Here is an 18,504-nt window from a genome sequence, read left to right as displayed (position 1 = left end):
TTTCTCCGCCTGGGGTCGCGCGCCGGCCGCGCCGGCCACCACCCTATCCCCTGAAATTGTCCTTGCCCGCGCGGCGTTCCGCCAGCTCCGCAACACTGCCGGCACGCAGGAACGGGTTGGTCGCCCGCTCCAGCCCGATCGTCGTCGGCACCGTCGCCTGACCCGCCGCCCGCGCCGCGTCGACGTCGGCCATCCGCGCGACCAGCGCCGCGTTATCGCCGTCGATCGACAGCGCGAACCGGCCGTTCGACTGGGTGTACTCATGCGCGCAATAGACGGTCGTGTCGTCGGGCAACTCGGCCAGGCGCTGCATGTTGGCGAACATCTGCGCCGCCGTACCCTCGAACAGCCGGCCGCAGCCCATCGCGAACAGCGTGTCGCCGACGAAGATCGCGGCGTCCTCCGCGAAGTGATAGGCGATGTGCCCGGCGGTGTGCGCGGGCACTTCCCACACCGTGGCGACATGATCGCCCAGCCGCACCGTATCGCCCTCCGCGACCAACCGGTCGGCGGACGGGATGCGCGCGGCCTCGGCGGCAGGCGCGGTGACGATCGCGCCGGTCGCGTCCTTGATCCCGGCATTGCCGCCGATATGGTCAGGGTGCCAGTGGGTGTTCCAGATCGCCCCGATCCGCCAGCCGCGCGCCTGCGCCGCCGCCAGCACGGGTTCGGCGACCGCGGGGTCGATCACCACGGTGCCGTCCGACGCCGCGTCATGCACCAGCCAGACATAATTGTCGTTCAGCACCGGCACGCGGACGATCTCGAGCGCGGCTTCGGGCATCACCACGTCCCCGTGTTGGGCATCGATGCCCAGGGCTCGGCAGGCTCAAGCCGCCCCGCCTGAAGCAGTTCGATCGAAATGCCGTCGGGCGACTTCACGAACGCCATGTGCCCGTCGCGCGGCGGGCGGTTGATCGTGACGCCCGCATCCATCAGCCGCTGGCACGTCGCGTAGATATTGTCGACGCGATAGGCGAGGTGGCCGAAATTGCGGCCGCCGCCATAGCTTTCGGGCGCGCTGCCGTCGGCGGGTGGCCAGTTGTAGGTCAGCTCGACCTCCGCCACGCCTTCCTGACCGGGCGCGGCCATGAAGATCAGCGTGAACCGGCCGGCTTCGTTCTCCATCCGCCGCACTTCCTCCAGCCCCAGCAGCTTGAAGAACGTCACCGTCGCATCGGGATCGGCGACGCGGATCATGCTGTGGAGAAATTTCATGCACACCCTTTCAACTCGTCGACGATCATGCACGGTTCATCTATGATGCCGTAGCGCTGACTCCGCCAAGATAGGTGGCGGAACGACGGAAGGGAAGGACGGGACATGGCCGAGGGGTCTGGGTTTTCAGGGCGGATGATGGTGCTGGCGGCGGCGATCGTCGCGCTCGGACTGGTCGCGGGCGGCTTCCTGCTCGGCGACGGATTGCGTCGCGCGCGCAGCGCCGACCGGTCGGTGACGGTGCGCGGGCTGGCCGAACGCGATGTGACTGCCGATCTCGCCACCTGGGCGATCAGCTATTCGGCGACCGGCACCGACCTGGCCGCGGTCCAGGCCGATGTCGATGCCGATACGCGCGAGCTGGAGGCCTATTTCCGCCGGCTCGGTTTTCCCGCCAGCGCGATCACGCCGACCGGGGCGGGGGTGAACCAGTATTTCAGCAACGGCGTGCTGACGATCACGATCAACCAACGGATGCTGTTGCGCACCAACGACATCCGCCGCGCGCGGGCTGCGGTTGCCCGCCAGTTCGAGCTGGTACGGCGCGGCGTCACGCTGCAGGAAGGCAGCGGCATGCGCTACAGCTTCACCCGGCTCAACGACGTGAAGCCCGCCATGGTTGCCGACGCGACGCGCGACGCGCGCAAGGCCGCCGAACAGTTCGCCCGCGACAGCGGCACCGGCGTCGGCGGCATCAAGAGCGCGACTCAGGGCTATTTCACCATCGACGAGCGCGACGGCGGCGGCGAAGGCGGCGACAGCCCGTTCAAGAAGGTGCGCGTGGTGACGACGGTCGACTTCTACCTGAACTGACCGCCGCCGGGCGCGCGTCGTGATCGATCCGCGCGGTTCAGCCCATCCACGCATGTTCGATGTGGCGCGGCACGCGACCCGGCACGATCAGGATGACGTCAATCCTCACATCCTCGCCATTGACCGCATAGCGCGGCAGCAGCAGATCGGCTGCCGCCGCGACGCGCGCCAGCCGCCGCTCGTCGATCGCCAGGTCGAGCTCGGCATCGCTCGCGCGCGTCTTCACCTCGACGAACGCGATCAGCCCGCTCCGACGCGCGATCAGGTCGACCTCGCCCACCCGCGTCCGCACCCGCTGGTCGAGGATGCGCCAGCCCTTCAGGCGAAGATACCAGGCCGCGATCGTCTCGCCCCGCCGCCCCCGCGCCTCGGCCGCGTGGCGGTCCCTCACGCGCGCGGCTTCATCGCCATCGCGCGAGCATAGAGCGCGCGGCGGTCTACGCCCAGTTTCCGGGCGACCTCGCTCGCCGCCTGGCCGGGCGACAGGCGGGTCATCGCCTCGGCGAGCGCGGCGTCGGCGTCGTCGGCCGTCGCGGGCGGCGCATCGCCCGGCGGGGCGACGACGATCACGATCTCGCCCCTGGGCGGCGCATCGGCATAGCGCGCGGCAAGCCCGCTCAGCGTGCCGGTCACGCACTCCTCGAACTTCTTGGTGATCTCGCGCGCCACCCCTGCCTCGCGGTCGCCGAGTCCCTCGGCCAGCGCGGCCAGCGTCGCCGCCAGCCGCGGTCCCGATTCGTAGAAGACCAACGTCGCACGCACTCCCGCCACCTCGTCGATGGTTTCACTCCGCGCCCCGGCCTTGGCGGGCAGGAAGCCCATGAACAGGAAGCGGTCGGTCGGCAGCCCCGCGAGCGTCAGCGCCGCGATCGCCGCGCACGGCCCGGGAATCGTCACCACGGCATGCCCCGCCGCACGCGCGTCGCGCACAAGTTTGTAGCCGGGATCGGAGATCAGCGGCGTGCCCGCATCCGACACCAGCGCCACGACCTCGCTGCCCATCCGCGCGATCAGCCCCGGCCGCACGGCTTCGGCATTGTGATCGTGATAGGGGGTCATCCGCACCTTCGCCCCGATATGACGCAGCAGGCCGGCGGTGACCCGGCTGTCCTCCACCGCGATCACGTCGGCACCGCGCAGCACCTCGGCCGCGCGCGGGCTCAGATCACCGAGATTGCCGATCGGCGTCGCCACGATATAGAGGCCGGGAGTGAGAGGGGCGTTCATCCGGGAGTTGTCATGGCAGAGGGTATGGTGAAACCGCAACGTCGGATCGGGATCCTGCGCATCATCGCGGTCGCGGGTGCGATGATCCTGTCGGGCTGTCAGACACTGGTGCCGCGCGGCGTGCCCGACCAGCCGCCGCCCCAGCCGACGCGCCCGACCGATCCGCGCCCGGTCGGCCCCGGCATCCCGGAGGATAGCCAGCGCCACCGCGTCGCGCTGCTCGTACCACTGACCGGCACCAACGCGCGCGTCGGCCAGTCGATCGCCAACGCGACCCAGCTCGCCCTGCTCGACACCCGCAGCGAGATCGTGCGCATCACCAGCTATGACACCGCGGCTGCCGGCGGCGCGGTGGCGGCGGCGAACCGCGCGATCGCGGACGGCAACCGCCTGATCCTCGGGCCGCTCTTGTCCGAAGACGCGCGCGCGATCGCGCCGATCGCGAGGCGCGCCAACGTGCCGGTGCTCAGCTATTCCAACGACACCGGAGTGGCCGGCGACGGCACCTACATCATGGGCTATTCGCCCGCCCAGTCGATCGAGCGCGTCGTCGATCATGCGCGCGGCACCGGCATCACCAGCTTTGCCGGGCTGATGCCCAGCGGTCTCTATGGCGAACGCGCGTCGACCACCTTCCTGCGCGCGGTCGAGGATGCCGGCGGCCAGGTCGTCTCGCTCCAGACCTATGACCGCAGCCAGGGATCGATCACCGCCGCGGTCACCCGCCTGTCGCGGGCATCGCCCTATCAGGCGGTGCTGATCGCGGACGCAGCCGGCACTGCGGCGCTGGCGGTCCCCGCGATCCGCAAGTCGGGCAGCGCCAACGCCCGCGTCCTCGGCACCGAATTGTGGAACACCGACACCGGCATCGGCGGGCGCACCGCGCTCAACGGGTCGTGGTTCGCCAGCGTGTCCGACACGCTCTATCGCCAGTTCGCGACCAAATATCGCGCGCGCTTCAACGCCGCGCCCTATCGCCTCGCGAGCCTGGGCTATGATTCGGTCCTGCTGACCGTGCGGATTGCGCGCGACTGGCGCGTCGGCACGCCCTTCCCCGAAGCGCGGCTGCGCGAGGCGGACGGATTTGCCGGCCTCGACGGGGCGTTCCGCTTCGGCCGCGACGGCGTCGCCGAACGCGCGCTGGAGGTTCAGGAAGTGCGCGGCGGATCGATCGTGACCGTGTCGCCCGCGCCGAAGAGTTTCGGGAAGTAACGACGCGGCCATCGCCCTCGTCGCATCACCCCGGCCTCGTGCCGGGGTCCACGGTGCCGCCAGCGCCGCGCCAATGGTCAAGCCGCACGGCCTCGCCGCCCGGTGGACCCCGGCACAAGGCCGGGGTGACGGCAGACCGCGACAGCAAGGCGTGCCGAGAAAGGTTGAAGACAGCCGGTGGCGATTGGGCAGGTAACGGCCGAGGTTGCGGCCGGCCGCTCTACCCCCGCACCACCTCGCGCAGGATCGCGTCGAGCACCGGCATTCCCGCTGGCGTGACGGCCAGCCGCTCGCTGTCGCGCGTGACCAGGCCCTGCGTCGCCAGCCGCGCCGCGGCGTCATCATCGACCCAATCCCGGCCGATGCGCGCGACATCGACGCCTTCGGCCAGCCTTAGGCCCATGACCAACGCTTCGGTCGCCTGCTCGGACGGGGTCAGTGCCTGTTCGATCTCGATGCCATGGCCGTTGCGATCGACCGCATCCAGCCAGTTCTCCGGCTTCTTCCGCCGTGCAATTGCCATGCCGCCGCGCCGGCCATGCGCGCCGGGACCGACGCCGGCATAGTCGCCATAACGCCAATAGGTCAGATTGTGGCGGCTCTGCGCACCCGGCCGCGCATGGTTCGACACCTCATAGGCCGGCAGGCCGGCAGCGCCGGTCAGGTCGCGGGTCAGCTCGAACAGGTCGGCGGCGGCGTCACCATCGGGAATCGTCAATTCCCCCTTGGCCGCCAGCGTCGCAAAGCGCGTACCCGGCTCGATCGTCAGCTGATAGAGCGAGAGATGCTCGGTCCCGAACGCGATCGCGCGGGCCAGTTCCGCGTGCCACGCATCGGGCGTCTGGCCCGGCCGAGCATAGATCAGGTCTAAGCTTACCCGCGCAAATGCCTGCTGCGCGGTCGCCAGCGCCGCCAGCCCCTCCGCCACGTCATGCGCGCGGCCCAGGAAGCCGAGCGCCGCATCGTCCAGCGCCTGCAACCCCAGCGACACGCGATTGACCCCCGCTTGTGCCAGATCGGTGAAGCGCGCGGCCTCGACCGACGACGGATTGGCTTCCAGCGTGATCTCGATATCGGGCTCGGCTGGCCAGTACGCGGTCGCCGCGTCAATGAGCGCGGCGACGGTCGCCGGCGGCATCAGCGAGGGCGTGCCGCCACCGAAGAAGATCGAGCCGAGCCGCCGCCCCGTCAACAACGCGGCCTCATGCGCCAGATCGGCGAGCAACGCGGCGCGCCAGCGATCCTGGTCGACCTGGTCGCGGACATGGCTGTTGAAATCGCAATAGGGGCATTTGGAGACGCAGAACGGCCAGTGGATATAGAGCGCCAGCGGCGGGACAGGGGAAACGGAAGTCACCGGCGCGATATGGCGAGAGACGACGGCAAGGGAAAGGGACTCTCCCCTCCTGCCTGTGCGAGGGGCCGTAAACATTCAGCACCCGTTTCTGGTCACCCCGCCTTTGCCGGGGTCCACCGCGCAATTTGTACAGGTTCATCATCGGCGTGCGTCCCTCGCCCCACGCACTGGCTCGGCTTCAACTGGGGTGCGACGCCGCTTTGCAGCACCGTGGACCCCGGCACCGGGCCCGGGGTGACGGGAAAATTCAGGTGTCGCGGCGATCAGATGCTTATTCCGAGATCGGGCGCTGGGGAGGCACTCCGCTTCATCATTTTCTATCCCGAGCCCCCTCCCGACGTCGCGAAGGGCATTGCTGTCCTACACGAACCATATTGGCTAAATACCGCCGCCCGAACCGGAGGCATCCCTATGGACATCGACCAGCTCATCGACGACGTGATTTCGCGCGAGGGCGGCTATTCCGACCACCCCGACGATCGCGGCGGCGCGACCAAATTCGGAATCACCCAACGGGTGGCCCGCGAGCATGGCTATCACGGCCCGATGCGCGACATGCCGCGCACGGTGGCCGAACGGATCTACCGCGCCATCTACTGGCAGGCGCCGCGATTCGACGACGTCGCGACGCGCGCACCGGGCGTCGCCGCCGAACTTTTCGACACCGGTGTGAACATGGGGCCCGCGACCGCGACGATGTTCCTGCAACGCGCGCTCAACGTGCTCAACCGCGCGCGCCGCGACTATCCCGACATCGCGCGTGACGGGCGGATCGGCCCCGCGACGCTCGGCGCGCTCGACCGCTTCCTCGAACTGCGCGGCCCGGCGGGCAAAACCGTGCTGCTGCGCGCGCTCAACGCGCTGCAGGGCGCGCGCTACATCGAACTCGCCGAGCGTCGGCCGGCGAATGAGAGTTTCCTCTATGGCTGGCTCGCCAACCGTATCGGTTAATCACCGCCTGTTCCGAACGCATCGACAGAAGGAAACGCCATGGCCGTTCTCGACGCCCTGCTCGGCCCGATCACCGGGCTGATCGACAAATTGATTCCCGATCCGAAGGCGCGCCAGGCGGCCAAGCTGGAGCTGATCCGGCTTCAGGGCACGCAGGAGCTCGAGCAGCTGAAGGCGCAATTGTCGGCGATCGTCGCTGAGGCGGGCTCGAACGACCCGTGGACCAGCCGCGCCCGCCCCAGTTTTCTCTACGTCATGTATGTGCTGCTGCTCTGGTCGATCCCGATGGGGCTGATCGGCGCAGTCCAGCCACGGCTCGCCGACGGCATCGTGCGTGCGATGAACGCCTATCTCTCGGGTATTCCCGAGCCCCTCTATGTCCTCTTCGGCACCGGCTATCTCGGCTACACCGCCGCGCGGCAATGGGGCAAGGCGAAGGGCGTGGACCGGTAGCGGCAACCAAGCGGGCGCGGTGATTGTTTTTTCATGGCCAAACGTTATCTTGGCGCGTGCAAGGAGACCGGTGACGATGCAGGTAAATTCGGAAACTGCGCTTCGCAACGGACGCCGATTGCTGGCGGAACACGATAACAGCTGGCTGAAGGTTCTGGAAAACACCCGTCGTGCGCGTAAGGACGGGCCGCACGCACCTGAAGCTGACATCCGCGAAGCCGCAGCGTCTTGACTGATGGCGCGCTGTCGGCCGCGATGGCGGCCCCTGCGCGCCCGGTAAGAAGGTAACCAGACGAGGCCGGGGGGCGCGTGATCGATTTCCGACTGGACGCTGTCCTGCTCCTGCTGCTGCCCGGCCTCGCTTCCTATTGTGCATTCTACGGGATTTTTGGCCGGTTCGGACATTTTGGTGTCGGGGATCGCGGCCGGGCGCAACGACGCGTCTTCGCACCGATCCCGCCAGCGCCGGGGTCGGTCCAGTCACTGACCGTCATCGTGGCGAGTTCGGTGGTCGCACATGTGCTCCTGATGATCGCTTCGATCGTGGTTTTTCCGCAGAAACTGGATCGGTTGCAGGTCGGGGGCTGGCCACGCGATGCGCACGACCTTGCCTTGTTCGCCGGGATCGAGCTGGCGCTCGCGCTGGCGATCTTCATCGCCATAACCGGATATCTGCGCCGCCTGTCCTTTACCAACGCCCTGCCGCGCTGGCTGTACGGCTGGGCAACCGATCTGGCCAACAAGCTGGACGACGACAGCAAAATCGCGGTGGCGGTGGTGCTGACCCGATACGACCTTACGGACAAGAGCGCGTGGGCGCCCAATCTCTCGGTCACCTATATCGGTGCGATCCAGGATCTTTCGCTGGCCGTCGATGGCTCGATCCGGCGCATCAACCTCGCCGATGCGCAGCGTTTTTTGATCGATCTGCGTCGGTCGATCGCGCAGCAGGATCAGCTGCCGCTGGCCACCTTCGACCTGTTGTCGATCGAGGCGGACCAAATCCGAAATGTCAGCTTCGAGATCGTGGATCGGCCGGTCGATCCAGTGCCGGACCTTCTGGCCAATGGCTTGCGCCGGATTTACGCCGGGCGCTGATCGTCGAACAACGCGCCCTATTGTTCATCCCTGATCGCGTGACCATTTGAAGCGCCATGAACGACAAATCCATGGTGTGGCACGGCACCACGATCCTTTCCGTGCGCAAATCCGGCAAAGTGGTGATCGCGGGCGACGGCCAGGTTTCGGCCGGCCAGACCGTGATGAAGCCCAATGCGCGCAAGGTCCGTCCGCTGGGGGATGGCAAGGTGATTGCCGGGTTCGCCGGCGCGACCGCCGACGCCTTCACCCTGTTCGAGCGGCTGGAGGCCAAGCTGGAGCGGCACCAGGGCCAGCTGCTGCGCGCCGCGGTCGAGCTCGCCAAGGACTGGCGGACCGACAAATATCTTCGCAACCTGGAGGCGATGCTGATCGTCGCCGACAAAGACGTGACGCTGGTCGTCACCGGCAATGGCGACGTGCTGGAGCCCGAAGGCGGCATCGCCGCGATCGGATCGGGAGGCAATTTCGCGCTCGCCGCGGCGCGCGCCCTGGCGGAATATGAGCCCGATGCCGAGGTGCTGGCGCGCAAGGCGATGGCGATCGCTGCCGAGCTTTGCGTCTACACCAACGATCGCCTGACCGTGGAGACGATGGACAGCGCCACCTGACGCTCGAACCTTTGTTCCCGTTCGTGTCGAGCGAAGTCGAGACACGCGACACCGGGACCAACGTTTCTCGACTTCGCTCGAAACGAACGGATTTCATCTGAAATGACCGACACCCTCACCCCCAAAGCCATCGTCCGCGCGCTCGACGCGCACATCATCGGCCAAGCCGACGCCAAGCGCGCGGTCGCGGTTGCGCTGCGCAATCGCTGGCGCCGGCAGCAGCTCGGCCCTGACCTGCGCGACGAGGTCAGCCCCAAGAACATCCTGATGATCGGCCCGACCGGCTGCGGCAAGACCGAGATCAGCCGGCGGCTGGCCAAGCTGGCCGACGCGCCCTTCGTCAAGGTCGAAGCCACCAAGTTCACCGAAGTCGGCTATGTCGGCCGCGATGTCGAACAGATCGCCCGCGACCTGGTCGAGGAAGCGATCCGGCTTGAAAAGGAGCGCCGCCGCGTCGCGGTGAAGGACAAGGCGGAAGAAGCGGCGATGACCCGGCTGCTCGACGCACTGACCGGCAAGGATTCGAGCCAGGCGACGCGCGAGGCATTCCGCCAGCGCTTCCGCGACGGCCATCTCGACGACAAGGAAGTCGAGATCGAGGTCGATGCGGCCCCGACGATGCCGTTCGAAATCCCCGGTGCGCCCCAGATGGGCATGATCAACCTGAGCGAGATGATGGGCAAGGCGTTCGGCGGCGGCCAGCTGAAGCGCCGCAAGCTGCCGGTCCCCGCCGCCTGGGCCAAGCTGGTCGAGGAGGAAGCCGACAAGCGGCTGGACCAGGACGAGGTGAGCCGCGCCGCGCTGGCCGATGCGGAGGCCAACGGGATCGTTTTCCTGGACGAGATCGACAAGATCGCGGTCAGCGATGTTCGTGGCGGATCGGTCAGCCGCGAGGGCGTGCAGCGCGACCTGCTGCCGCTGATCGAGGGGACGACGGTGGCGACCAAATACGGGCCGATGAAGACCGACCATGTGCTGTTCATCGCCTCAGGCGCATTCCACGTCGCCAAGCCGAGCGACCTGCTGCCCGAGCTTCAGGGCCGCCTGCCGATCCGTGTCGAGCTGAAGGGGCTGACCGAGGAGGATTTCGTCGCGATCCTGTCCGACACCAAGGCGAGCCTGCCCGAACAGTATAAGGCGCTGATCGGCACGGAGGATGTGACGATCGACTTCACCCCCGACGGCATTCGCGCGGTCGCGCGCATCGCCGCCGAAGTGAATGGCGAGGTCGAGAATATCGGCGCGCGCCGGCTTCAGACCGTGATGGAGAAGCTGCTCGAGGAAGTAAGCTTCGATGCGGAGGATCGTCGCGGCGAAACGCTGGTGATCGACGCGGCCTATGTCGATCGCCAGCTGGCCAGCATCGCCCGCAACACCGACCTCAGCCGTTACGTGCTGTAGCTTCTAGCGCGCGGCCAGGAACGCCTCGACCTGCGGGGCGAGCTCGGGACGGGCCAGCGCCAGCGCGATGTTGGCACAGATGAAGCCCGCTTTGTCGCCGCAATCATAGCGGTCGCCGTCGAAGGTATAGCCGTGGAAGGGCTGGACGCCGATCAGCTTGGCCATGGCATCGGTCAGCTGGATTTCGCCGCCCGCGCCGGTGACGGGATTGTCGAGGATCTTCATCACCTCGGGCTGCAGGATGTAGCGGCCCGGGATCATCAGGTTGGATGGCGCGGTGCCCGCCTTGGGCTTTTCGACCAGCGCGGTCACTTCGGTCAGCTTGCCGTCGCGTGTACCCGGCGTGATGATGCCGTATTTGTCGGTTTCGCTGTCCGGCACCTTCAGCGCGCCGATCACGTTGCCGCCGACTTGCTCATAGGCCGCGACCATCTGGGCGAGGAAATTGGGGGTGCCGACCATCAGCTCGTCGGGCAGCAGCACCGCAAAGGGTTCGTCGCCGACGATCTCGCGCGCGCACCACACCGCGTGGCCGAGCCCCAGCGGTTCCTGCTGGCGCACATAAACGGGCGATCCGGGGGTCATCCGCGTGCCCTCGATCAGCGACATCGACTTGCCGCGTGCACGCATCGTCGTCTCGAGCTCGAACGCGATGTCGAAATGGTCCTCCAGCGCGCCCTTGCCGCGACCGGTGACGAAGATGATCTGCTCGATACCCGCTTCCAGCGCCTCTTCGACCGCATATTGGATCAGCGGCTTGTCGACGACGGTCAGCATTTCCTTCGGCATCGCCTTGGTGGCGGGCAGGAAGCGCGTGCCGAGACCGGCGACGGGAAAAACGGCCTTGCGGACGGGCTTGATCATCTTGGCAGAACCTCCGGTGACGCCGCTGTCGGATAGTGGGCCGTCCGGGGCAAGGCAAATCCTTTCGCGGGTGCAGCATGAAATGTGCCCGCGAACCGTCTCGTTTTAGCGACGAGTTAAGCCGCCACGGCTATGGGTCACGTCATGACCGCCGCCGCCGCTCAGAAAACCGTGCTCTTCGTCTTCGGCACCCGGCCGGAGGCGATCAAGCTGTTCCCCGTCATCCGCGCGCTGCGCGAAACACCCGGCCTGCGGGTCCGCACCTGCGTCACGGCGCAGCACCGCGGGCTGCTCGATCAGGTGCTGGCGATTGCCGGAATCTCGCCCGACATCGACCTGGACCTGATGGAGCCGGGCCAGACGCTCGACCGGCTGACCGCGCGGCTGCTGACCGGGCTCGGCGAAGTGATGGACGCCGAGCGCCCCGGCCGGGTGATCGTGCAGGGCGATACCGCCACCGCAATGGTCGGCGCACTGGCGGCCTATTATCGCCGCGTGCCCGTCGCGCATGTCGAGGCGGGGCTGCGTTCGGGCGACATCTGGCAACCCTGGCCCGAGGAAGTGAACCGGCGCATCGTCGCCCCGATCGCCGACCAGCATTTCGCCCCGACCGAGACTGCCGCCGAGGCGTTGCGGCGCGAGAATATCGACCCGGCAACGATCCACGTCACCGGCAATACCGTCATCGACGCGCTGCTGGCGACGCGCGCGGCGATCGCTGCCGACCCGGCAATGGCGGCGGGGCTGGACGCGATCGCCCACCGCTTTGCTGGCAAGCGCATCGTGCTGGTCACCACCCATCGCCGCGAGAATTTCGGCGAAGGGATGGAATCGATCGCGCGGGCGATCCAGCGCATCGCCGACCGGCCCGACGTCGGGGTGCTGTTTCCCATGCACCCCAACCCCAACGTGGTGGCGGTGATGGACCGACATCTGGGCGCCCGCGACAACGTCGCGCGGATCGACCCGCTCGATTACCCGCATTTCATCCGCGCGCTCGACCTCGCCCACCTCGTCCTGTCGGATTCGGGGGGTGTGCAGGAGGAAGCCCCCGCGCTTGGCAAGCCGGTGCTGGTGATGCGCGAGACGACCGAGCGACCCGAAGGCGTCGCGGCCGGCACCGCGCGGCTGGTCGGCACCGATACCGACCGCATCGTTTCCGGAATCTTCACCCTCCTCGACGATAGCCATGCCTATTCGGCCATGGCGCGCGCCCACAATCCGTTCGGCGACGGCCATGCGTCCCAAAGGATCGCAAGGATCGTCGCTGATGGTTTCGGATGCTGAACTGAACGTCGTCATGATGGGGCTGGGCTATATCGGCCTGCCCACCGCCGCCGTCATCGCGCGCAGCGGCGCGCGCGTGCTGGGGATCGACGTCAACGCCCAAGTCGTCGAAACCGTCAATTCGGGCCGCGTCCATATCGAGGAAATCGACCTGGACGGCCTGGTTTCCGGCGTGGTCGCGCGCGGGATGCTGCGCGCTGCAACGCTGATCGAACCCGCCGACGTCTTCGTCATCGCCGTGCCGACGCCGTTCGATGCCGATCACGCGCCCAATATCGGTTATGTCCTGCAGGCCGCGACCAACATCGCCGCGGTGCTGAAGGCCGGGGATACGGTCATCCTCGAATCGACCTCGCCCGTCGGCACGACCGACAAGGTGGCGGAACTGCTCGCCCGGCTGCGCCCCGACCTGAAGGTGCCCGGCCATTGCACCGGCACCGCCGACATCGCGGTCGCCTATTGCCCCGAGCGCGTGTTGCCCGGCCGCATCCTGGTCGAGTTGATCGACAATGACCGGGTGATCGGTGGCGTGACCCCGCGCTGCGCGCGCAAGGCGCTGCAATTCTATCGCCGCTTCGTGCGCGGCGCGTGCGTCACCACCAGCGCCCGCGCGGCGGAGATGACCAAGCTCACCGAAAACGCCTTCCGCGACGTCAACATCGCCTTCGCCAATGAATTGTCGGTGCTGGCCGACGGCATGGGCATCGACGTATGGGAGGTGATCCGGCTGGCCAACCGCCACCCGCGCGTCAACATCCTGGCCCCCGGCCCCGGGGTCGGCGGGCATTGCATCGCGGTCGACCCCTGGTTCCTGGTGCATGGCGACCCCGCCAACAGCCGCCTGATCCGCACCGCGCGCCACGTCAACGACGACAAGATCGCCTATACGATCGGCCGCGCCGAGGGGCTGATCGACAGCCTGCCCGGTGCGCCGGTCGCGTGCCTGGGCCTGGCGTTCAAGGCGAATATTGACGATTTCCGCGAGAGCCCGGCGCTCAAGGTCGCCGCGCATCTGGCCCAGCGTTATGGCAGCCGGGTCCGGATCGTCGAACCCCATGCCGCCGAACTGCCCGGCGATTTCGCGGGCACGGCAGCGACGCTGATCGACATCGACGAAGCGATCGAAACGTGCCCGATCTTCATCGTCCTGGTCGACCACGACGTGTTCAAGTCCGTGCCACTCGACGAGCGCGCGGGCAAGCTCGTCTACGACACGCGCGGAATCTGGCCCGACCAGCCGCGTGCGACGCTTGCAGTGGAGTTACGCAAAGCAGGGTGAGCGGGCGGGAAGATCGCCTCCAAAGCCCTCCTAACCCGCACACCGTTACCGTTACCGTCACCCCGGCCTTGTGCCGGGGTCCACCGTGCCGCCTGGCGTGTCGCGTGGCAGTGTCGCTGAACCCTTAGTGATGGCCCAGCGTCGCGGAATGTCGCGGGTCAGCGCCTGTGGCGCGGTGGACCCCGGCACAAGGCCGGGGTGACGAAAATGAAGTCGTGCGACAAGGAAAGAATCCGGGGGTACGCTGACAGGCGGGCGGCCCCGCCCCTCACGCTTTGGCGAAATCCGCCATCAATTGTTCCAGCCGCTCGCGCTCGACCGGCTGCTTGGTCGCGATCAACCACAGGTCGAACGCCTTGGGCCGCCGCCGCACGCCGAGCGACGGGAAATGTACCTTGGCTGCCTCGGTCAGCGTCTTGGCGGTGAAGCCGGTCTTGTGCGCCATATAGGTCTGGCCCCGCGCGATCGCGTCCGAATGGCCATAGAAGATGTCGAGCGGCGTGATCGGCCCGGCGGGCGACTGATAGAGCGGATCGCCCAGCCGGTCGGCGACGATATGCTCGGCGACGCTCAACAGGTCGGGACAGGTCACGACGATGAAGCCGTCGGGCTTCAGCACGCGGCGAAACTCGGCGAGCACCGATGCGACCTCGTGCGCGAAGACATGCTCGATATTGTGCGAGGAGAAGACCGCATCGACGCTGTCGCTTTCGACATTGGTCATGTCGGTGATCGTACCCACGATGTCCGGGCGTGCGCCGGGATCGATGTCGAAGCGGATCTCGCGCCAGCTGCCGTCCTGGAACCCCGCAGTCATGTTCTCCAGCGATGCCCAGCCACAGCCGACGTGAAGGACGGTTTTGGTCATTTGCCTCGACTCACTCCAATGCACCCCGTGTCCGAACGGGCGTGCCGGTTGCTCAAGCACATCGACGGCGATCGGCCAAGGCGCGCGCCGCCTGGCGCCGTTTACCCCTCACCATCGATGATCGCGATCAGCCGCCGGTTGATCTCACGCACGTCGAAGCGCGCTTCCGCCATCGCCCGGCTCGCCGCGCCCATCGCCGGGATCAGGCCGGGCTGGTCGACGAAGCGCATCATCGCCGCCGCCAGCGCCTCTGCATCGCGCGGCGGCACCATGAAGCCGTTGACGCCCTCCTCCACGGTTTCACGGCATCCGACCGCGCTGGTCGTGACGACGGGCCGCGCCATCGCCATCGCCTCCTGCGTGCTGCGCGGCACCCCCTCGCGATAGGAGGGCAGGACGAAAACGCTCGCGTCGCGGATCCAGTCGGCGACGTTGTCGACATGACCATGCCATTCGACGATCCCGTCAGCGACCATCGCGTCGATCTCGTCCGCGCTCAGCCCGCCGGGATTGAGATCGCGGCCGCCGAGCAGGATGAATCGCGCGCCCGGCGCCTGCGCGCGGACACGGGCGGCGGCGCGGACATATTCACGCACCCCCTTTTCGCGCAGCAGTCGTGCGACCATGAGGAACACGGGCGATCCCGCCGCTGGCGGCGGCGCGCTGAACCGATCGAGGTCGACGCCGATCCCGCCGAGCACCGTGACCTTGGCCGCGTCGACCATGCCGGCATCGATGAATTGCCGGGCGTCGTCGCGGTTGAGCATGACGACGCGGTGGGCGGCCCCGAGCCCGAGGCGATAGAGCGTCGTCGCGGCCGTCCGCAGCGCACGACGCCTCAGGGTCGTCGCCCCCTCGCCCTCGGTGAAGACGAAGCCGAGCCCCTCGATCATCGCGATCCGCCGCCGCACGCCAGCCGCGCGCGCCGCCAGCATCCCGTAGATCACCGGCTTCACGAAATAGCCGAACACGATGTCGGGCTTCAGCGCGTCGAGCTGTCGCCACAGCCGCGCGGTATCCCGCAGGTCGCGCAGCGGCCGCAGCCCGACGCGGTCGAGCGAGAAGTCGACCGGCTCCGCGCCGCAGGCCCGGGCAACCGCGCGCTGCGGCTCATCCCAATCGGGTGCAAGAGCGAGCACATGGTCGCCGCGCGCGGCAAGCTCGCGGATCAGGTCCCCGCGGAAATTGCCGACGGTCGAGCCGTTATTGGTAATGAACGCGATCGTCTTCATGCCGGGCGTGCCGCGGCGATCGCATCGGCCAATGTCGCGACGACCGTCGGCGCGATGGCATCCACCGAATAATGCCGTTCGACGCGGGCCCGCGCGGCATTGCCCATGGCGAGCCGGCGCGCGCGGTCGGTGGCCAGTTCGGCGATCGCCGCGCTCCATTCCTCGACGGTGTCGGCGAGCAGCCCGACCGCGGGGTCGACGATCGTCGCGTTGACGCCGACGGGCGAGGCGATGACGGGGCGCGCGGCGGCCATATACTGGATGAGCTTGTAGCCGCACTTGCCGCGTTCCCACGGGCTGTCGCGCAGCGGCATCACGCCGATGTCGATCTCGGTCAGCAATTCGGCTTCCGTCGCTTCGGTCCACGGATGGCAATGCTGGGTGAACGGCAGGTCGGGGATCGGGTCGGCGCCGATCGTGACCAGCTCGAGCGGAACGGTTCCCGCCAGTTGCGCCATCGCCGCGATGACGGGGTCCAGATAGCGCGCATTGGCCGGCGTCCCGATCCAGCCGATCCGCACCGCGCCGGTGTCCGCAGGTGCCGTGACCGGATAGCGGCCCGGATCGACCACGGTCGGCACCTCGACCACCCGGCGTGCGCCATGACGCACGGCATAATCGGCGAGATAGGGGTTGCCCGCAGTGATCGCCGCCGCCCCCCGGATCAGCGGCGTCAGCTTCTCCGCCAGCACCCGGCGGACCAGTGCCGACCCGCTCAGATCGTAATTGTGGAAGATCGCGTCGTCATAATCGACGACATAGGGAATGCCCCGCGCCGTCAAGGCCCGCTCGGTCGCGCCGGGCAAATAGGGAAACAGCTCCTTTTCGATCCATGCGATATCCGGGGCGGGACCCGCGAGACGCGCCGCGCGGCGGGCGATTGCGCGAACGGTTTCCACCTTGCTCTTCGCGCCATCGTTGAAATAGCCGTTCAGATAACGGTCACTGAAGAAGGGCGATACCTCCACCGATGCGCCTGCTTCGCGGAGCGCCGGGATGAGCTGGCTCAGGCGCAGCCGGCTGCTCGGGCCCAGATCGGTATAGCGGGGCATCATCAGGATGGTGCGACCCTGAAGGGATGAAACGACGCGATGGATGATCGAAACTCCGGCTTTTGCGGCGCTGCCCCTAGCATCGCCGGCGTGTCGCCGCCAGTGCGCCGCCGGCTATGAAGGCGACACGTCGCGCAATCGTCGGCGGACTGGCCGGCGCCGGAATTGCGGCCGCGATCGCCCGCGCAACCGGCGCGGATGCGGTGCGCGTGACCGATTTTCGCCGTGCGGACGACGTCGACGACAGCGACGCCTTTCGCCGCGCCCTTGCGACCGGACGCCCCGTCCACGCCCCGGCGGCCGGCGGGTCGGGACCGGAAGGGCGCTATCTGGTCGCGACCGCCGAACCGAACCTGCCAACGGGTGCGATGCTGTTCGGCGACGGGCCGGGGCGCACGATCATCGCGCGGTCCTATGCGCGCCCGGCACCGTTTCTGTTCCATGCCGACAGCAAGTCACCCGACCCGGCCCAAAACCTTCAGGGCATCGCCTTTCGCGACCTCTCGCTCGAGGACGATGTGGTGCGCCGCGGGTTCAGCGAATTCGACTATCTGGTCATGCTGAACGGCGTCACCGGCGCGCGCTTCGAGCGCGTGAACTTCACCGGCTTTCGCGGCGACGGGCTGCATCTCGGCTCGTCGACAATCTCCGCGGTGGAGCGCCACAATCGCGATGTCGTGGTCCGCGACTGCCGGTTCGACGGCATCAACGCCAATAATCGCAACGCCATTTCGGTCATCGACTGCGACGGGCTGCTGATCGAGGACAGCGTGTTCCTGAACTGCACCCGGCCGGGCGACGGGACGCCGCTTCGCGGCGATCCGATGAATCCGCGGACCGGGCTGGCGCAGCCGGGCGCCATCGACTGCGAGCCCAATGGCGACCGTTTCGCGATCATTCGCAACGTCGTCATCCGCCGCAACCTGTTCCAGGGGGGCGGCGGCAACGCGGTCGCCCTCAACCTGCGGCCCAACGACGCGGTCGACATCGCGCAACAGGGCTTTACCATCACCGAAAATCGCATCGTCGATCGTGCCGGCGGCTTCGCGATCTTCGGCTATGGCCCGGGCAAGTCGCTCACCGGAACCCCGCGCTACGAGCTGATGGTCGCGGAAAACGAGATACGCGGCTGCGCGACCCCGTTCATCGTCGATGGCGTCCGTGGCGTGCGGATCACGCGCAACTGGATCATCGAATGTTCAAAGATGGCGGAGATCGGCTATCGCGGCATGGTGGCCGAGGTCGAGGTCGACGAAAACCGCTTCGAGCGCGCCGGCAATCAAGCCCCCGGCCACGCGCTGTGGATACGGTCATCCGACCGGCTGGCGTTGACCGGCAACATGTTCGTCGACTGCGGCGCGGCAGGGGCACGCAACGGCGTTGCCATCGCCTTTGTCGACGGCGTCAACCGCAACCTGACGCTGTCCGGCAACCGCTTTGCGAGCCCCGATGGTCGAACCGCGCAGGCGATGACCGTGTTCGCGGCGGCAAGGATCGACGCGGGAAGCGCGCGGGTCAGCGCCAACCGGGTCGAATTCCGCGCAACCCCGGTTGAGGCAGTGCTCGGCCTGGGCCGCTGAG

General features: G+C 67.7%; 20 protein-coding genes. 11 read left to right on the top strand and 9 right to left on the bottom strand.

The genetic code is table 11. The annotated features are described in order from the left end of the window. Positions 1-43: 43 nt before the first annotated feature. The gene (gene gloB, locus GO308_RS02030; protein WP_066549161.1) at positions 44-784 is read right to left on the bottom strand and encodes a hydroxyacylglutathione hydrolase; all 741 of its coding nucleotides are present in this window, start codon (positions 782-784) and stop codon (positions 44-46) included. Beyond that, entirely contained in the window at positions 784-1,218 is a 435-nt protein-coding gene (locus GO308_RS02025) for a VOC family protein (RefSeq protein ID WP_066480574.1), read from the bottom strand. The genes gloB and GO308_RS02025 overlap by 1 nt, the downstream gene beginning before the upstream one ends. Positions 1,219-1,323: 105 nt before the next feature. Here GO308_RS02025 and GO308_RS02020 point away from each other — a divergent pair, with 105 nt between their 5' ends. Then, positions 1,324-2,031, top strand: a complete 708-nt coding sequence (locus GO308_RS02020) for an SIMPL domain-containing protein (protein WP_066480572.1) — start codon at positions 1,324-1,326, stop codon at positions 2,029-2,031. 37 nt (positions 2,032-2,068) lie between these two features. On the opposite strand, the gene GO308_RS02015 is transcribed toward GO308_RS02020, so the two are convergent. Next, positions 2,069-2,422, bottom strand: a complete 354-nt coding sequence (locus GO308_RS02015; RefSeq protein ID WP_066671017.1) for a YraN family protein — start codon at positions 2,420-2,422, stop codon at positions 2,069-2,071. Then, positions 2,419-3,258 (bottom strand): 16S rRNA (cytidine(1402)-2'-O)-methyltransferase, encoded by an 840-nt coding sequence (gene rsmI / locus GO308_RS02010; protein ID WP_240883655.1) that lies wholly within the window; start codon positions 3,256-3,258, stop codon positions 2,419-2,421. Before rsmI ends, GO308_RS02015 begins: the two co-directional genes overlap by 4 nt. A gap of 12 nt (positions 3,259-3,270) precedes the next feature. On the opposite strand from rsmI, the gene GO308_RS02005 reads away from it, so the two are divergent. Next, positions 3,271-4,470, top strand: a complete 1,200-nt coding sequence (locus GO308_RS02005) for a penicillin-binding protein activator (protein WP_240883654.1) — start codon at positions 3,271-3,273, stop codon at positions 4,468-4,470. A 220-nt stretch (positions 4,471-4,690) separates the two neighbouring features. Here the strand turns inward: GO308_RS02005 and hemW are convergent, their stop codons facing one another. Then, a complete protein-coding gene (hemW, locus tag GO308_RS02000) occupies positions 4,691-5,836 on the bottom strand; it encodes a radical SAM family heme chaperone HemW (protein WP_240885189.1) in 1,146 nt (381 codons plus the stop codon). Positions 5,837-6,238: 402 nt separating this feature from the next. Between hemW and GO308_RS01995 the strand changes: the two genes are divergently transcribed. From GO308_RS01995 to hslU, 6 genes are all read left to right on the top strand, one after another. Beyond that, positions 6,239-6,778, top strand: coding sequence for a glycosyl hydrolase 108 family protein (locus GO308_RS01995; protein ID WP_240883653.1), 540 nt, complete (start codon positions 6,239-6,241; stop codon positions 6,776-6,778). 39 nt (positions 6,779-6,817) lie between these two features. Beyond that, positions 6,818-7,231 carry a holin family protein gene (locus GO308_RS01990; protein ID WP_066549152.1) on the top strand — a complete coding sequence of 138 codons (414 nt, stop codon included), beginning with the start codon at positions 6,818-6,820 and terminating at the stop codon, positions 7,229-7,231. Between the two features lie 70 nt (positions 7,232-7,301). Continuing rightward, positions 7,302-7,463 (top strand): hypothetical protein, encoded by a 162-nt coding sequence (locus tag GO308_RS01985; protein WP_156437763.1) that lies wholly within the window; start codon positions 7,302-7,304, stop codon positions 7,461-7,463. Positions 7,464-7,540: 77 nt separating this feature from the next. Next, positions 7,541-8,329: a hypothetical protein gene (locus tag GO308_RS01980; protein WP_240883652.1), complete on the top strand. Its 789-nt coding sequence runs from the start codon at positions 7,541-7,543 to the stop codon at positions 8,327-8,329. Between the two features lie 56 nt (positions 8,330-8,385). After that, positions 8,386-8,940, top strand: a complete 555-nt coding sequence (gene hslV / locus GO308_RS01975) for an ATP-dependent protease subunit HslV (RefSeq protein ID WP_066480554.1) — start codon at positions 8,386-8,388, stop codon at positions 8,938-8,940. Positions 8,941-9,042: 102 nt separating this feature from the next. Next, on the top strand, positions 9,043-10,341 hold the full coding sequence (gene hslU / locus GO308_RS01970; protein WP_066480552.1) for an ATP-dependent protease ATPase subunit HslU: 1,299 nt from the start codon (positions 9,043-9,045) through the stop codon (positions 10,339-10,341). A gap of 3 nt (positions 10,342-10,344) precedes the next feature. On the opposite strand, the gene galU is transcribed toward hslU, so the two are convergent. Next, positions 10,345-11,205 (bottom strand): UTP--glucose-1-phosphate uridylyltransferase GalU, encoded by an 861-nt coding sequence (gene galU / locus GO308_RS01965; protein WP_066673082.1) that lies wholly within the window; start codon positions 11,203-11,205, stop codon positions 10,345-10,347. Positions 11,206-11,349: 144 nt separating this feature from the next. Here galU and wecB point away from each other — a divergent pair, with 144 nt between their 5' ends. Next, positions 11,350-12,492, top strand: a complete 1,143-nt coding sequence (gene wecB, locus GO308_RS01960) for a UDP-N-acetylglucosamine 2-epimerase (non-hydrolyzing) (protein WP_240883651.1) — start codon at positions 11,350-11,352, stop codon at positions 12,490-12,492. After that, a complete protein-coding gene (gene wecC / locus GO308_RS01955) occupies positions 12,476-13,771 on the top strand; it encodes a UDP-N-acetyl-D-mannosamine dehydrogenase (protein ID WP_066673083.1) in 1,296 nt (431 codons plus the stop codon). The genes wecB and wecC overlap by 17 nt, the downstream gene beginning before the upstream one ends. A gap of 268 nt (positions 13,772-14,039) precedes the next feature. On the opposite strand, the gene GO308_RS01950 is transcribed toward wecC, so the two are convergent. From GO308_RS01950 to GO308_RS01940, 3 genes are all read right to left on the bottom strand, one after another. Further along, positions 14,040-14,639, bottom strand: a complete 600-nt coding sequence (locus tag GO308_RS01950) for a methyltransferase domain-containing protein (protein ID WP_066549147.1) — start codon at positions 14,637-14,639, stop codon at positions 14,040-14,042. Between the two features lie 101 nt (positions 14,640-14,740). Further along, positions 14,741-15,871 carry a glycosyltransferase family 4 protein gene (locus GO308_RS01945; RefSeq protein WP_240883650.1) on the bottom strand — a complete coding sequence of 377 codons (1,131 nt, stop codon included), beginning with the start codon at positions 15,869-15,871 and terminating at the stop codon, positions 14,741-14,743. Then, positions 15,868-16,926, bottom strand: coding sequence for a glycosyltransferase (locus GO308_RS01940; protein ID WP_240883649.1), 1,059 nt, complete (start codon positions 16,924-16,926; stop codon positions 15,868-15,870). Before GO308_RS01940 ends, GO308_RS01945 begins: the two co-directional genes overlap by 4 nt. Before the next feature lie 113 nt (positions 16,927-17,039). On the opposite strand from GO308_RS01940, the gene GO308_RS01935 reads away from it, so the two are divergent. After that, positions 17,040-18,503 carry a right-handed parallel beta-helix repeat-containing protein gene (locus tag GO308_RS01935; protein ID WP_240883648.1) on the top strand — a complete coding sequence of 488 codons (1,464 nt, stop codon included), beginning with the start codon at positions 17,040-17,042 and terminating at the stop codon, positions 18,501-18,503. Position 18,504 lies beyond the last annotated feature (1 nt).

The sequence above is a fragment of the Sphingomonas sp. SFZ2018-12 genome (assembly GCF_022496715.1).
In the GTDB taxonomy this organism is placed as follows: Bacteria; Pseudomonadota; Alphaproteobacteria; order Sphingomonadales; family Sphingomonadaceae; genus Sphingomonas.
This window is presented reverse-complemented; position numbering and strand designations above follow the sequence as displayed.